This is a genomic window from Mesorhizobium sp. BR1-1-15, from assembly GCF_020165475.1.
Taxonomy (GTDB): Bacteria; Pseudomonadota; Alphaproteobacteria; order Rhizobiales; family Rhizobiaceae; genus Mesorhizobium.
This window is the reverse complement of sequence record NZ_JAIUIF010000003.1, coordinates 378,382-392,873: the sequence shown is the minus strand read 5'-3', so window position 1 is coordinate 392,873 and position 14,492 is coordinate 378,382. Positions and strand designations below refer to the sequence as shown.

The 14,492-nt window shown below is 65.1% G+C and carries 13 protein-coding genes; 5 read left to right on the top strand and 8 right to left on the bottom strand.

What is annotated here, in order from left to right; translation table 11 throughout:
• The first annotated feature begins 106 nt into the window (after nt 1-106).
• On the top strand, nt 107-670 hold the full coding sequence (locus tag LB541_RS08155) for an invasion associated locus B family protein (RefSeq protein WP_224618147.1): 564 nt from the start codon (nt 107-109) through the stop codon (nt 668-670).
• Nucleotides 671-819: 149 nt separating this feature from the next.
• A complete protein-coding gene (locus LB541_RS08150) occupies nt 820-2,061 on the top strand; it encodes a M24 family metallopeptidase (RefSeq protein WP_140580231.1) in 1,242 nt (413 codons plus the stop codon).
• Between the two features lie 239 nt (nt 2,062-2,300).
• On the opposite strand, the gene LB541_RS08145 is transcribed toward LB541_RS08150, so the two are convergent.
• The 5 genes from LB541_RS08145 to LB541_RS08125 all read right to left on the bottom strand — a co-directional run bounded on the left by LB541_RS08145 (nt 2,301) and on the right by LB541_RS08125 (nt 8,151).
• Nucleotides 2,301-3,737: an amidase gene (locus tag LB541_RS08145; RefSeq protein WP_140655031.1), complete on the bottom strand. Its 1,437-nt coding sequence runs from the start codon at nt 3,735-3,737 to the stop codon at nt 2,301-2,303.
• A 214-nt stretch (nt 3,738-3,951) separates the two neighbouring features.
• Nucleotides 3,952-5,043, bottom strand: a complete 1,092-nt coding sequence (locus LB541_RS08140) for a Gfo/Idh/MocA family protein (protein WP_140492069.1) — start codon at nt 5,041-5,043, stop codon at nt 3,952-3,954.
• Nucleotides 5,044-5,215: 172 nt separating this feature from the next.
• A complete protein-coding gene (locus LB541_RS08135) occupies nt 5,216-6,388 on the bottom strand; it encodes an ABC transporter substrate-binding protein (RefSeq protein ID WP_140514055.1) in 1,173 nt (390 codons plus the stop codon).
• Nucleotides 6,389-6,466: 78 nt separating this feature from the next.
• A complete protein-coding gene (locus LB541_RS08130) occupies nt 6,467-7,321 on the bottom strand; it encodes an ABC transporter permease (RefSeq protein ID WP_140492076.1) in 855 nt (284 codons plus the stop codon).
• A complete protein-coding gene (locus LB541_RS08125; protein ID WP_140554767.1) occupies nt 7,318-8,151 on the bottom strand; it encodes an ABC transporter ATP-binding protein in 834 nt (277 codons plus the stop codon). The genes LB541_RS08130 and LB541_RS08125 overlap by 4 nt, the downstream gene beginning before the upstream one ends.
• A 327-nt stretch (nt 8,152-8,478) precedes the next feature.
• On the opposite strand from LB541_RS08125, the gene LB541_RS08120 reads away from it, so the two are divergent.
• On the top strand, nt 8,479-9,423 hold the full coding sequence (locus tag LB541_RS08120) for a MurR/RpiR family transcriptional regulator (RefSeq protein ID WP_140563895.1): 945 nt from the start codon (nt 8,479-8,481) through the stop codon (nt 9,421-9,423).
• Between the two features lie 195 nt (nt 9,424-9,618).
• Complete coding sequence (locus LB541_RS08115) at nt 9,619-11,409, top strand: NAD(P)/FAD-dependent oxidoreductase (RefSeq protein WP_140563896.1); 1,791 nt, start codon at nt 9,619-9,621, stop codon at nt 11,407-11,409.
• Nucleotides 11,410-11,640: 231 nt separating this feature from the next.
• On the opposite strand, the gene LB541_RS08110 is transcribed toward LB541_RS08115, so the two are convergent.
• Both LB541_RS08110 and LB541_RS08105 read right to left on the bottom strand, forming a co-directional pair.
• On the bottom strand, nt 11,641-12,876 hold the full coding sequence (locus tag LB541_RS08110; RefSeq protein WP_140655027.1) for an amidohydrolase/deacetylase family metallohydrolase: 1,236 nt from the start codon (nt 12,874-12,876) through the stop codon (nt 11,641-11,643).
• A 42-nt stretch (nt 12,877-12,918) separates the two neighbouring features.
• A complete protein-coding gene (locus LB541_RS08105; RefSeq protein WP_140524551.1) occupies nt 12,919-13,284 on the bottom strand; it encodes a RidA family protein in 366 nt (121 codons plus the stop codon).
• Nucleotides 13,285-13,496: 212 nt separating this feature from the next.
• Here LB541_RS08105 and LB541_RS08100 point away from each other — a divergent pair, with 212 nt between their 5' ends.
• Nucleotides 13,497-13,982 carry a hypothetical protein gene (locus LB541_RS08100; RefSeq protein WP_140492097.1) on the top strand — a complete coding sequence of 162 codons (486 nt, stop codon included), beginning with the start codon at nt 13,497-13,499 and terminating at the stop codon, nt 13,980-13,982.
• Between the two features lie 40 nt (nt 13,983-14,022).
• On the opposite strand, the gene LB541_RS08095 is transcribed toward LB541_RS08100, so the two are convergent.
• On the bottom strand, nt 14,023-14,451 hold the full coding sequence (locus LB541_RS08095; RefSeq protein WP_140492118.1) for an Lrp/AsnC family transcriptional regulator: 429 nt from the start codon (nt 14,449-14,451) through the stop codon (nt 14,023-14,025).
• Nucleotides 14,452-14,492: the final 41 nt, after the last annotated feature.

Below are 14,492 nucleotides of genomic sequence, written 5' to 3'. Positions count from 1 at the left end.
GGCTTTCCTCGCCTGTGCGCGGCTTCCGGAACAGTCAGGAGTATTGTATCAAGCCGCCGGTGGGAAAATACCTGCCGTTTCGAGAAAAATGCGGGGCGTGAAGAACATGGCAGCCATTTTAGCGCGTGCTAATCTGTTAAATGTGACGGCAGCACTGGGCGCCCTGGGGCTGATCGCATCGGTCGCCGGGCCGGCGCTTGCCGAGGACGCCAAGCCGGCGCAGCCCCCGGCCGCTCAATCCAAGCCGGCCGACGCCAATCCATGGGCGGTGAACTGTTCAAGCGGCGCGGCCAACAGCGAGCTTCAATGCCAGGTGTCGCAGAACCTGACCGAAGCCAAGACCGGGCAGCGCGTGCTGACCGTGACCGTGCGCCGCGACAACGGCAACGGCTCCCTCGCCATGCTGCTCGCCCTGCCGCACGGGCTGTTCCTGCCCTCCGGCGCCAGCTACCAGATCGATCAAGGCCAGAAGACGACCATCGCCATCCAGACCAGCGACCAGAACGGCGCCTATGCCGCCACGCCGCTGCCGCCGGAACTGATCAAGGCGATGAAATCGGGAACCAATCTCAACATCGGCATGGAATCGGTGACCCGCAAGCCGGTCACCATCCCGGTCTCGCTGGCCGGCTTCACCGCGGCAATCGCCAAGCTGGAATCGATCAAGTAGCGGGCTCGCCGCGCTCCCCCGCCGCCGTCGCCGGGCAATGCTCCAGGCCACGACAGGTTCCATCTTGTGGCGGAGACTACCGGCATCGTGCCGCTTGATTGTCCGCTTCCGCAATGCTCCGATGTCGCTTCAGCCATCCGGAGAGAACCATGACCGGCTTTGTCGACCGCCAGCGCGCGATGCAACTGATGCAACGCGCCGGCCTGCAGGCGCTGGTGCTCTCAGCGCCCGAGGCCTTCCACTATGCGACCGGCGCGTCGATCGGCCCGGCGGGGCTGTTCCGGCGTGCCGGCGCCGGCTTCGTTGTCATCCCGGCCCGGCAGGACCTGCCGATCGGCGTCGTCGTCGCGGATTTCAGTGCGGGACAGTTGCGGATCGCCGCGCCCGAAGCGGTTGTGCGTTCGCACCCGATCTGGATCGAATTCGCGCCGGTCGAGACGGGAACCCGCGGCCCGTTGGCGGAGCGTATCGAGGCTGGCCTTGTCTCGCTTGGCCGCGCGCCGGATTTCGCGCGCCCCGCCACCTTCGATCTCGCCGGCTCGGTGCGCCAGTTGCAAGCTTTGCTTGCCGAATTCGGACTGGAGCGCGCAACGCTCGGCGTCGACCTCGACTTTGTTCCGGCCGCCGATTTCGCGGCCATGCAGGCGCTGCTGCCGCAGTGCCGGATGGTCGACGGCTCGTCGGTCTTGGATCGGCTGCGGGCGATCAAGTCGCAACGCGAGATCGAGCTCCTGCAGCAAGGCATTATCCTGTCTGAAGCAGGGCTGGAGCGGCTGCAGGTGGATGCGATGGCCGGCATGCGCCAGGCCGATCTCGTCGCGCTCTACCGGCAAGGCGTGGCCGCGGCGGCGGCGGGCCTCTCCCATCCGGTCGCGACGGCGGAATATGTGACGCTCGGCGCCCGGGCCAAAGGTGCCGATGCCAAGGCGATGCCCGGCGATCCGCTGAAATGCGACATGGTCTGCACGGTCGGCGGGTATGCCTCCGACATGTCGCGCAACTTCACTTTCGGCCCCGCTTCCGCCGACCAGGTCGAACTGCACGCGATCGCCGAGCGCGCTTTCGAGGACGGGCTGGCGGCACTCGTGCCGGGAAATTCGCTCGGCCATGTGCACCGCGCCGCCACCGACAGCCTGACGCGGCAAGGCCTGCGCTCCTACCGCCGTGGGCATTTCGGCCACGGTGTCGGGCAGTCTGTGTTTTCGGAGCAATGGCCGTTCATTGCGGCCGAGAGCGATGTCGTGGTCGAAGCCGGCATGGTGCTGGCCTTCGAGATCCCGCTCTACATCGACGGCCTCGCCAGCTTCAACCTGGAGGACCAATTCCTGATCACGCCGAACGGGCCCGTCGCCATGAACCGGCTGCCGAGGCGGTTGGAGAGGATAGGATAGCGAGGGCGGGATCGTGACGGTGTCACTGTCAGCGCCCTACGGCGCCCCCCTCTGCCCTGCCGGGCATCTCCCCCTCAAGGGGAGATCGATTATCGCTCCCGCTTTCGCCATTTTTCAACGTTGCAAGAACAAGATGAGCCGGCGCCGAAACTTCCAATCTCCCCCCTTGAGGGGGAGATGACCGGCAGGACAGAGGGGGGCGCCACAGAACTCGGCGATGGGTGCCCTGCCGCGAGCGATTAACCGCTCACCGGCGGCCGCCTGTCCCTCCACGGCATTTCCCGCTCGAGCTGCGCCGACGCGGCCAGCACCGTCGCCTCGTCGCCGTAGCGGCCGACAAGCTGCACCCCGATCGGTACGCCGTCTTTCGACCAGCCGAGCGGCAGCGAGATGGCCGGCTGGCCTGAGATGTTGAAGGGGAAGGCGAACGCCGCATCCGTCCATTTGGCGTTGTAGCGGTCGATGTCGGTCTCCGACATATCGTAATAGCCGAACGGACGCGGCAGTTGCGTCAGCGTCGGGGTGATGAGGAGATCGTAGGGCGAAAGGTCGCCGACGATGTCGCGGCCGACCTGCCTGAGCTGCTCGACATCGGAAATGTGCCTGGTGCCGCTGGTCGCACGGCCGCGTTCGATGATCGCCCAGGTCACCGGTTCGACATCATCAGGCGTCACCGGCCGGCCGATCACCGTTTCATGATAGTCGAAGGTCGCCGCCGTCTGTACGCAGGTCATGTTGGTGTAGGTGGTCCACATGGCATCGGCATCGAGCGGCATGTCGTGTTCCTCGACGTCATGTCCCAGCCGCTCCAGCGCCGCCACGGTGGCCAGCACGGCGGCCTTCACTTCCGCATCGATGGCCGTGCCGTTGGGCGGGGTGACGGTGAAGCCGATGCGCAGTTTCTTCGGCGCCTGTGCCGACAGGCTGAGCCAGGAGGCGTCGGGGACCGGCGGCGTATAGGGGTCGCCCGGCAAGGCGCCGGCCACCGCGTCGAGATAGGCCGCCGTGTCGCGCACGCTGCGCGAGCAGCACAGGAAGTAGGCGCCGCCATACCAATAGTCGCCGAACGGTGCCAGGCTGACGCGGCCGCGCGACGGCTTCAGCCCGACGATGCCGCAGCAGGAGGCCGGAATGCGGATCGAGCCGGCGCCGTCGCTAGCCTCGGCGATCGGCACCATGCGCGAAGCGACGGCCGCCGCCGCGCCGCCGCTCGAGCCACCTGGCGTGATGCCTTCCTTCCACGGGTTCTTCGTCGTGCCGTAGAGCTTCGGTTCCGTCGTGATCGACCAGCCGTTTTCGGGCGCGTTCGACTTGCCGACCAGCACCAGCCCGGCCGCCTTCATGCGGCGCACGACTTCGGTGTCGAAATCGGCGACGACATCTTTCAGGTAGAGGCAAGAGTTGGTGTTCGGCGCGCCGGTCCAGGACGAGGCCAGTTCCTTGAGCAGGAATGGCACGCCGGCGAAAGGTGCTGATCTGTCGACCGTCTGCGCCTGGGCACGCGCCATGTCGTAGAGGCGATGGATGACCGCGTTCAGCGCCGGGTTGAGCTGCTCGACCAGCGTGATCGCCGCCTCGACCATTTCCGCAGGTGAAATCTCGCCCCGATGCACCAAGTCAGCAAGATCCAGCGCATCGGAGTTCGCATAGGTTTTCAGCAGGCTGTCGGTGACCATGTCTCTCCTCCCAGTCTTTGCCTCGCGCCGCGCCCGAGCTATCGCTTCGGGCCGACGTTGGCGCCGCCCCTCATCCGCCTGCCGGCACCTTCTCCCCGTCATGACGGGGAGAAGGAAAGCGCTCTGATGCTGGCGACCGCCTCCCGTTCTTCTCGGGAGAGGGCTGAGTGAGGGGCACCGACCTGAAACTGCTGCCCCCAGCAGCGCGCTTGTCTCACGCCAGCTCGACGGTGCGCCCCAATTCGATGCTCTGTTCCGCGGCGAGCACGATGCGCAGGCTGTTGACGGCGGCGTCCATCTGCTCGGTCAAATCGAGATCCTCGCGGATGGCGCGCAGGAAGAAGGCCTGCTCGCGGTCGCAGAGCTCCTGGTGGCCGGGCTCGTCTTCCATGCTGACGATCTCGTCGGGTTTCGCAAAGTTCTTGTCGGCGTCGACCGCCGCATAATGGATCTTCAGCGCGTCGGTCTTGGTGTGGCGGTCGATGTCGGCCGAGTTCGACACCTCCGCCGCTTCCGCTGCGCTGCTCGCCTGCTGGCCGGCGACGATCGACACCGCGCCCTTCGGCCCCACCACGTCCTTCACGAAATAGGCCGTCTCGCTCATCATCGGCCCCCAGCCTGCCTCGTACCAGCCGACCGAACCGTCATCGAAGGTGACGTGGAGATGGCCGTAATTCTGCTTGTCGGCTTCCGCCCAGAGCTTCGCGCCGATGCCGTGCACGCGCACCGGCCTGGCGCCCGTGAGCTGGCACATGACGTCGACATAGTGCACGCCGCAATCAACGATCGGGATCAGCGAATCGATCAGGTTCTTGTGCCAGTGCCAGGCGCTGCCGCTGCTCTGCTGGTTGAGGTTGAGGCGCATCACCAGCGGCTTGCCCAGCGTCTTGCCGACCTCGATGAATTTTATCCAGGACGGGTGGACGCGCAGGATGTAGCCAAGCACCAGCTTGCGGTTCTTCGCCCGCGCTGCCGCGACGACCTTTTCGGCATCCTCGATGTTGGTGGCGAGCGGCTTTTCCATGAACACGTGGCAGTTGGCCGCTATCGCCTTCAGCGCGTATTCGGCATGGGTGTTGGGCCAGCTGTTGATCGACACGGCGTCCGGCCTGGTCACCGCGAGCGCCTGATCGAAATCCTCGTAAAGCGGATAGCCGGACAATTCGGCTGGAATCTTCTTGTTGCTCTTGATCGAGCGGCTCATGATGCCGACGATCTCGAAGCCGTCCGAGCGGTGATAGGCGCTGGCATGCGAGGCGCCCATATTGCCGAGACCCACAACCAGCACTTTTATTTTGTCGGCCAATTCAGCCTCCCAATTTTTGATAGGACCTGGCGAGCTGCTGCCGCGCCTGGGCATCCAGAACAATCACTTCAGGTTGGCGCCGCCCCTCATCCGCCTGCCCTTTCCTCTACCCTGTCCGGAGGGAGAGGAAAGGAGCCAAGACAGGGCAATGAACGACCTCTTTTTGCAGCTCTTACTTCACCGCCGAATCGAACAGATGCGCCTTGATCTTCTCGACATCGAGCGCGGCAAAGCCCTCCGTCAGCTTGACGCTGTCGGCATCGGCCTTGACCTTGGCCTTGTCGAAGTCGTTGGCGGCCGGAATCAGCTCGTTGGTGCAGACATCCTCGGCCTTCACCGGATTGGTGATCTGGCCGATCTTGTGGATCTCGTCGAAGAAGCCTTGCCAGCTCGCCATGTCGTGCGAGCCCCAGCCGCCGCGCTTGTCCATGTCGCCGCGGAAGACGTTGATCTGCTGCAGGATCGAGGTGGTGCCGAGCTCGGGGCCGAGGTTCTTGGCCAATGTCGGGAACTGCTCGAACACCGCTTCGACCGCCGCGCGTGGGTTCTGGTAGCCGAACTCCAGCCCCATCGCCCAGCCGCGCAGATATTTTTCCAGGAACGCCTTCTTGTCGGGATCTTCGAGATCGGCGGCGCGCACGACGAAGGTGTTGGCCGGCAGCTTGGAATTCTTCACGCCGAGCCAGTATTCGAAGTCGAGGCCCTTGGCGATCCATTCGGCGCGCAGCCCCTCCCACGACAAGGCAGCGTCGCCCTGGCCGCCGGCGAGCGCGGTGCCCCACGTCGGCCAGCCGGCCTCGACATACTTGACCTTCTTGATGTCGACGCCTTGCGCGGCGAGCAGCGGATCGGTGATCGACTGCCAGGCGGCGGAGCCGAGCAGGATGGTCTTGCCTTCGAGCTTCTTCAAGTCGTTCGTACCCTCGCCCTTGCGGAAGGCGATGGAGAACGTGTCGCGCGCGCCCATGTGGAACACCGACTTCAGCTTCATGCCGTTCTGGATGGCGAAGGAGAACACGCCGGGCGAGGGAAAGCCCATATCGGCCTGGCCGACATCGACGAACTTCACCGTCGCCGTGCCGTCCGACGGGCCTGGCTGCATGTCGGTGCTGAGCCCGTCGAAATAGCCTGCCTTCTTGGCTGCCCAATAAGGATAGTCGTCGAGCACTTCGAGCGTGCCGCGCGGCGAGATCCAGGTGAATTTTTCATAGGCCGCCGCCCTGGCCTTCAAGCCCGATGCACCGAGCGCGGTGGCGGTCACGACGCCGGCTGCCGTCACCTGCAGGAAGGTGCGGCGGCTGATGCCCGTTCTTGTCGCCGTCTGGAATGAGTTCTGGTCGGTCATGGCATTCCCCTTTTGTTGATTGACCTTCTTGTTGATCGATGGCCTTTCGCCCGCTCCGGGGCGTTCATGATCTCGTGCTCAAGCCTCCCAGCTCGCCCATTTCTTGCCGATCAGGAAGAACAGCACGTAAATCAGGATGCCGAGCGTCGACAGGATCAGCACCACGGCGAAGAATTGCGGCATCTGGATCATCGACGAATAGGTGGTGAGCCGGTTGCCGAGGCCGAAGCCGCCGCCGACCATCTCCGCGCCGACTGCGGTCAGCAGGCCGAAGATGGCGCCGATCATCAGCCCGACCAGGATCATAGGCAGCGCCATCGGCGCGCGGATCTTCCAGAATATCTGCAAGGTGCTGGCGCCGTAGGAGCGCGCCAGCGCGATCTTGGCGCTGTCGACGCGGCGAAAGCCGGTGGCTGCGTTTATCATCACCATCGGCCCGGCGGCCAGCGCCACCGCGATGATGCGCGGCGTGTAGCCGAAACCAAAGCGAAGGATCAAAAGCGGCACCAGCGCCAGCATCGGCGTGGTGACGAGAAGCAGGATGTAGGGCGCGACGATCTTTTCGGCGAAGGGAAACTGGGTGATGACGGCGGCCAGCACCAGGCCGACGACGGCTCCGATGGCGAAGCCGGAAACCAGCTCGACCAGCGTATAGCCGAGATGCGGCGCAATAAGCGGGAACTCGTCGAACAGCGCATAGGCGATCGAGCTTGGCGGCGGCATGATATAGAGCGGCACATGGAACAGGCGCAGCGCCAATTCGATGCCGCCGATGATGATCACGGCGACAGCTATGATCGCCGCCACCTCCTTGCCCGACTTGATGCCGGGGCCGCTGGCGAAGGCCGAGAGATTGGTCAGGCTGACGTCCTGCCCATCGCCGGACTTGGCACCCGATTTCGATTTCGAGAATTCCGGGATGGCGTCGCTCACGGCCTGATCCTCACGATCTCGGCGCCGACGCGTTCCTGCTCCGGTGCCTTGGGCCTGGCGCGCTCGCCGACGATGTCCATCTTGATCCGGTTGGTGAGGTCGAAAACCTCTTTCGTCGCCATGATCTCCAGCGAGCGCGGTCGCGCGAACGGCACGCGATACTCCCTGGCGACGCGGCCGGGCCGCGCGCTCAGCACCACCACGCGGTCGGAGAGAAAGATTGCTTCCTCAATGCTGTGGGTGATGAAGACGATGGTGGTCTTGGTGTCGAGCCAGATCTCCTCGACGAGACGGTTCATCTCCTCGCGGGTAAAACTGTCGAGCGCGCCGAACGGCTCGTCCATCAAAAGCACGGAGGGTTTTGGCGCCAGCGCCCGCACGATCGCGGCGCGCTGCTGCATGCCGCCCGAAAGCTCGCGCGGGAACTTGCCGCCGAAACCGTCGAGCCCGACGCGGTGGAGCAGATGCGCGATCCATGCGCGGTCTGGTTTCTCGCCCTTGATCTCGAAGGGAAAGCGGATGTTGGCATCGAGATTGCGCCAAGGCAGCAGGTTCGCTTCCTGGAACACGATGCCGATGTCGGGATGCGGCCCGGTGATCTTGACGCCGTCGAGCCGGATCTCGCCGCCGGTCAGGCTGTGCAAGCCCGACATCGACCACAAAAGCGTGGTCTTGCCGCAGCCGGACGGGCCGACGATCGAAACGATTTCATTGGCGTGGACGTCGAGGCTGCAGCGGTCCAGCGCCAGGAGGTCGCCGGATGCGGTGTGATAGATCTTGGTCGCTGCCTGCACACCAAGCTTCGGCGCTGTTGTTTCGCCCGCGTTCATCCGCCCCTCGGAGAGTGCGTCCAATCGACTGCCAAAGTCAGTGTGTAACTATCCTACTTTGGTGTCAAGCGAAGAGCGCGATCGTTCCGTCGTTGAGAGCCGCCTATTCCACTATATGTCTGCTTTCATTGTCTTTTCTTTATCTTGAAATGCGTGTTGCTTTCCTACATACTCGGGAAAAGTGGCACAACAAGGCGGGCGTTGCAGATGGGCAAAGCCGGGTGACATGCCGCAACGGCACGCAGCAGTTGCAGCGGGGCCGTGCACATGGAACGACAGCGTGCAAGCATGGTAAGAGGTCGACAAGGGACCAGGGAAGGCCACTTCATGACCGAAGCTGACAGCCGGGAAAACCTGATGACGGATGGCGAGGCGGACGGGGGTGAGCCTGTGCGGCGCATTCCCGACATCATCTCGCTGGTCAAGGATACCTATGCCGAGCTGCGTCCGGCCGAGCGCCGCGTCGCCGATGTCGTGCTCGACGACGTCAAATACGCGGTCGATGCCTCCAACGCCGCCCTTGCCCAGCGTGCCGGCGTCAGCGAACCGACGGTGACCCGCTTCTGCCGCGCCATCGGCTGCGAGGGCGTGCGTGATTTCAAGCTGAAGCTGGCGCAGAGCCTCGTCGTCGGCGCGCTCTATCTGGACACTTCGCCAGCCAGGGAGAACGACACCGGCATGCCGTTCTGGAACGCGGTGTTCGGCGAAGCGCGGCGGGCGCTGCAGGAGGCCGAGCGGCAGCTCGATCCGGTCCAGCTGCAGAAGGCCGCCGAGCTGATCGCCAAGGCGCGCCAGGTTACGGTGTTCGGACTGGGCGGCAGTTCCTCGGCGCTGGCGCAGGAAACGCAGTACCGGCTGTTTCGCTACGGCATATCGATCAGCGCGCAATGCGACCCTTATCTCATGCGCATGACCGCCTCGACCTTGAAGCCCGGCGACCTGGTGATCGCCATTTCGGCGACGGGGCGCACGCGCGAGGTGATCGAGGCGGTCGAACTCGCCAAGCACTACCGCGCCAATGCCATCTGCGTGACGGCGCCCGACACCGAGCTCGCGCGCGTCGGCGACGTCAGGCTGACCGTAGCGGTGCCGGAATATCCCGATACGCTGAAGCCGACGGCATCGCGCTTCGCCTTTTTGGCCATGATCGACCTCATGGCGGTGGCTGCCGCCTACAAGCTCGACGGCTCGGCCCGCGAGACGGTCCGCCGCATCAAATACAATGCCCAGATCCACCGCACCGGCAACGAGATGGAGCCGCTCGGGGATTAGGACGTTTTTTCCTTCTCCCCTTGTGGGAGAAGGTGGATCGGCGCGCAGCGCCGAGACGGTTGAGGGGTGGGTGACGGAGTGCCGGCCGTGCCGAGCTGGAGCACCCCTCATCCGACCTCGCTCCGCGAGGCCACCTTCTCCCACAAGGGGAGAAGGGAACACCGGACAGCGCCAACGCGAAAAAGAGGGAAACAAATGCTCGAAATAGCACCATCGCAACAGGCAGCCGCATGGCTCGGCGCTTTCGACAAGGCGCTCGAAGCCGGTGACATAGCGGCCGCGGCCAACCTGTTCGTCGACGATTGCTACTGGCGTGACCTCCTGACCTTCACCTGGAACGTCACCACGATGGAAGGGCGCGAGGCGATCGCCGACATGCTGAAGGCGACGCTGGCAGCGACGCGGCCGGCAAGATGGCAGCTCACCGGCGAAGCCACCTCGGACGAGGAGATAATCGAGGCCTGGTTCACCTTCGAGACCGCCGTGGCCTCGGGCCAGGGCATCATGCGCCTGCGCGACGGCCGCTGCCGGACATTGTTCACGGCAATGACCGACCTGAAAGGATTCGAGGAGCGCAAGGGCGCGACGCGGCCGCTGGGCGTGCGCCACAAGGCCGACCCGGAGCGCGAGACCTGGTCGGAGGCGCGCGCGCGCGAGACCCGCGAGCTTGGCGCTTCCGAGCAGCCCTATTGCCTGGTCATCGGCGGCGGCCAGGGCGGCATCATGCTGGGCGCGCGGCTCAGGCAGCTCGGCGTGCCCTCGATCGTCATCGAGAAGAATGCCCGGCCGGGCGATTCCTGGCGCAAGCGCTACCGCACGCTCGTGCTGCACGATCCGGTCTGGTACGACCATCTGCCTTACATTCCGTTTCCCGACAATTGGCCGGTCTTCACGCCCAAGGACAAGATGGGCGACTGGCTGGAAATGTACACGCGCGTCATGGAGCTCAACTATTGGGTCGCCACCAGATGCGTCAGCGCCAGCTATGACGAGGCCGAGAAGGTCTGGACCGTGGTCGTGGACCGCGTCGGCCAGCACATCACGCTGAAGCCCAAGCACATCGTCTTCGCCACCGGCGCCTACGGTCCGGCGCGGCCGATCGACCTGCCGGGCGCCGGTGACTTTAAGGGCGAGCTGCTGCATTCCAGCCAGTATTCCAGCGGCGAGAAGCTCCGCGGCAAAAAGACCGCGGTCATCGGCGCGGCGAGCTCCGGGCATGACGTCTGCGTCGATCTCTGGGAAAGCGGCGCCGAGGTCACCATGATCCAGCGTTCGCCGACGACCGTGGTCAAATCGGACACGCTGATGGAAGTCGGTTTCGAGATCTTTTCGGAGAACGCGCTGGCGCGCGGCATCACCACCGAAAAGGCCGACATGATCGTCGCCTCGACGCCCTTCGCGCTGGTGCCCAAGGGCCAGCGAGCGCTCTACGACGTCATCCGCGCACGCGACGCGGCTTTTTACGAGCGGCTTCGCGCCGCCGGGTTCGCCCTCGACTTCGGCGACGACGAGACCGGCCTGCTGATGAAGGCCTACCGCACCGGCTCCGGCTACTACATCGATGTCGGCGCCTCGGACCTGATCATCGACGGCAAGATCGGCATCCGCAGCGGCGTGGCGATCAAGTCGCTGACCGCGAAAGGCATTCTCTTCGAGGACGGCAGCGAGCTTGAAGCCGACGCCATCATCGCCTGCACCGGCTATCAGTCGATGAACGAAACCGTGGCGCAAATCGTCTCGCGCGAGGTCGCCGACAGGGTCGGCCCGTGCTGGGGCCTCGGCTCCGGCGTCAAGGGCGACCCCGGGCCATGGCAGGGCGAACTGCGCAACATGTGGAAACCGACGGCACAGGAAGCGCTGTGGTTCCACGGCGGCAATCTGGCGCTCTCGCGCTTCTATTCGAAATATGTGGCGCTGCAGATCAAGGCGCGGATGGAGGGGATTGATACGCCGGTTTATGGGGCGGTCAGCAACGCGCGACGGTGAAGCGGAAGCGTTGCTTCAAGGGAAGGTCGCCCCCACTCCGTCGAGCTTCGCTCGACACCTCTCCCCCGATCGACGGGGGAGAGGAAGGGCGCGAGCTTATGCCGGGAGGCTCCCTTCCTCTCCCTCCGGAGGGGGGAGAGGTGGCGCTGCGGAGCAGCGACGGAGTGGGGGAAGCCATTCGCCAAACTCGCAGCCGCGGCAAGACAGGCGGCGCAGTGCTACCGAGATCAATCAATCATGCCGGTGCCCAAAATGCCTGGCCGCGACCTCGACATGCGTATGCCCCATATGCGCCTCGAAACGCTCGGTGTCGCCGACATCGTTCATCGTCTCGTTCGGCCACCAGGCGCCGCCGATGGCGATGCCTTCGCAGACCAGCCGCTGGTCGGCGACCAGCGAGGCGCCGACCGCGTCGACAAAGGTGAAGCGGCCGGAGTGCTGCCGCAGCAGCGCGACGTCGCCGGCGGTTCCGACCTTGAGCGTGCCCAGATCAGGCCGCGCGATCGCCTGCGCCGGCGCTTGGGTGGCGGCGCGCAACACCTCGACCAGCGGCATGCCGAGCGCCAGCAGCTTCGACATGCACACCAGTATGTCGAAGGCAGGACCGTCGACGCAGTAGAGATGCACGTCGCTCGAGATGACGTCGGGCGCCAGCCCTTCGGCCAGCATGGCGCGAGCGACCTCGAAGTCGAACGAGCCCATGCCGTGGCCGAGATCGAAGATGACGCCACGCTCGCGCGCCAGCCGCATGTCGGGCCGCACCGCGCCGGAGGCGAAGACCGGCGCGTTCGGAAACGGTCGGAAGCAGTGGGTGAGAATGTCGCCCCTGCGCAGGCGCGGCAGCACTTCCGAGCGCCCGGGCGGCGGTTCGTCTATGTGCGCCATCAGCGGCAGACCGGATTTGTCGGCCGCCTCCAGCGCCAGATCGACCGGCGCGATGCCGCTGGTGCCGCCGGCATGCTTGCCGGAGCGGACCTTGACGCCGACGACGACGTCCGCGTGCTCGCGCACCGCCGCCACCACCTCACGCGGTTCGCAGAGCCTGAGATCGCTGCACTCGCCGACCGAGACGGTCTGCGAGAAGCCGAAAATGCCGGCGAAGGAGATGTTGACATAAGCCAGGATGCGCACCTTCGAGCGCTCCATGACATGGCGGCGGAAGCCGAGGAAATTGCCGGCGCCGGCACTGCCGGCATCAATGAAGGTGGTGGTGCCGCTCTTGGCCGCCAGCCGGTCGGCATCGACGCCGAGCGAGGTGCCGCCCCAATAGACGTGGCTGTGCAGGTCGACGAGGCCGGGCGCCACGATGCAGCCCTTGGCATCGATGACGCTGGCCGCGCGGTCGGCGGGAATGTCGGCGTCGACGGCGGCGATGCGGCCATTGGCGATGGCAAGATCGCGCGGCGCGTCGAGCCCGGCCGCCGGATCGATCAGCCGCCCGCCCTTGAACAGAAGATCAAATTGCATCGGGCGCGCCTCTCCGCTTCGTTCCATCCTCGCCGACGGCCGTCAGAGCGGCCGGTAGGCGACGGCTTCCACTTCGATCTTGATGTCGATCATCAGCCGCGATTCGACCGTGGTGCGGGCCGGCGGGTTCTTCGGGAAATGCCTGGCATAGACGGCGTTGAAGGCGCCGAAGTCGCGCGCGTCCTCCAGCCAGACGGTGGTCTTGACCACATCGTCCATGGTGCAGCCGGCCAGCGCCAGCGCCGCCTTGACGTTGGAAAGCACCTGCTCCGTCTGTTCGGATATGCCGCCCCTGACCACGATGCCGTCGCCGCCGACCGGCACCTGGCCCGAGATATAGACGAAGTCGCCGGCCCGCACCGCGGGTGACAGCGGGACATGCGACGTTCCAAAACATTGCTTGGGCAAGAGCGGACCTCCTCTGATGCTATGACGGGACACGGTGGGAGCGCCCGCTTCGGCCGAGATTTACCCCGATCGAGGCGATCCCGATAGAGGTCTTGTTGGAAAGCAACATTCCTGGAAATCCATGTTGCTTTATTACAGAAGCGCTTGCATCGTGCGCGCTCGCCGGCCGGGCTTGAAACGGACGGGCGCATTTCCAGAGCGGAGAACCGAGAATGACCTTCGACAAGAACCCGTTTCCATCAGGTGATGCCGACCGCCACGCCCTCTGGGAGATGCTGGTGCGGCGCGACATCGATGCCTTCATCGGTCAGGACTGGTCCATGGTCGAGGACGATTTTGTCGCCGAAAGCTTCTTCGGCATGCACGCGCATTTTCTTGCCAACGCCGACGCCTGGCGGCTGCAGTTCCCGCGGCTGGAGATCTATCGCGACGAGTGGCTCCGCCAGGCCAAGGAAACGGCGGCGACCAAATTCGCCGAGCCGCTGCGCGAGGCGCTGTTCCGCGTCACCAACCTGCGCGACATCGATGTCGACGGCGACCGCGCCGTGCTGCACAAGAAATTCGACGGCACCGTCGCCAAGGCGGATGGCGGCGTCGATCGGCTGAAATGGCAGACGCTGTATTTCTGCAGGAAGGTCGGCGGCAGCTGGAAGATCGCGGGCTTCGTCGGCTACATGCCCTATCCGCTGGGAGGCTGAGGCGGGCGCCTTCATCCAGATCGTCTGTGGGCCAAGTGCTCTAGCGATCGATCCGCGTCGACAGGATGATCGACGACGATGTCCGTTCGACGCCTTCGAGGGCGCCGATCTGGTCGAGCAGCGTGTCCAGGTCCTTGATCGACGGCGCGTCGGCGATGACGATCATGTCGAAATTGCCGCTCACCGAATGCAGCGTCCTGACCGGCGCCAGGGCGCGCAGGCTGCGCACCACCTTGTCGGCGAGCTTGGGCGTCACGGTGAGCAGCACATGCGCCCGCACCAGTCCCTGTTCATAATCGGGCGCAAGCTTGACGCCGTAGCCGGCGATGATGCCGCGCTGCTCCAGCCGTTCGATGCGGCTCTGCACCGTGGTGCGCGACACGCCGAGCCGGCGCGCCAGAGCGGCGGTCGAGGCGCGGGCGTTCTCGCGCAACAGGGCAAGCAGGGCCTGGTCGGCATCACTGAGCATTTCAACGAACCTGGTCGGCATATCGACAAAAAGGGTACTTC

What these genes read in the sequence shown, in the direction of transcription:
- LB541_RS08150 (WP_140580231.1), top strand. Translation starts at nt 820, where the DNA reads ATGACCGGCTTTGTCGACCGCCAGCGCGCGATGCAACTGATGCAACGC.
- LB541_RS08115 (WP_140563896.1), top strand. Translation starts at nt 9,619, where the DNA reads ATGCTCGAAATAGCACCATCGCAACAGGCAGCCGCATGGCTCGGCGCT.
- LB541_RS08135 (WP_140514055.1), bottom strand. Translation starts at nt 6,388, where the DNA reads ATGACCGACCAGAACTCATTCCAGACGGCGACAAGAACGGGCATCAGC.
- LB541_RS08100 (WP_140492097.1), top strand. Translation starts at nt 13,497, where the DNA reads ATGACCTTCGACAAGAACCCGTTTCCATCAGGTGATGCCGACCGCCAC.
- LB541_RS08120 (WP_140563895.1), top strand. Translation starts at nt 8,479, where the DNA reads ATGACCGAAGCTGACAGCCGGGAAAACCTGATGACGGATGGCGAGGCG.
- LB541_RS08125 (WP_140554767.1), bottom strand. Translation starts at nt 8,151, where the DNA reads ATGAACGCGGGCGAAACAACAGCGCCGAAGCTTGGTGTGCAGGCAGCG.
- LB541_RS08110 (WP_140655027.1), bottom strand. Translation starts at nt 12,876, where the DNA reads ATGCAATTTGATCTTCTGTTCAAGGGCGGGCGGCTGATCGATCCGGCG.
- LB541_RS08155 (WP_224618147.1), top strand. Translation starts at nt 107, where the DNA reads ATGGCAGCCATTTTAGCGCGTGCTAATCTGTTAAATGTGACGGCAGCA.
- LB541_RS08095 (WP_140492118.1), bottom strand. Translation starts at nt 14,451, where the DNA reads ATGCTCAGTGATGCCGACCAGGCCCTGCTTGCCCTGTTGCGCGAGAAC.
- LB541_RS08145 (WP_140655031.1), bottom strand. Translation starts at nt 3,737, where the DNA reads ATGGTCACCGACAGCCTGCTGAAAACCTATGCGAACTCCGATGCGCTG.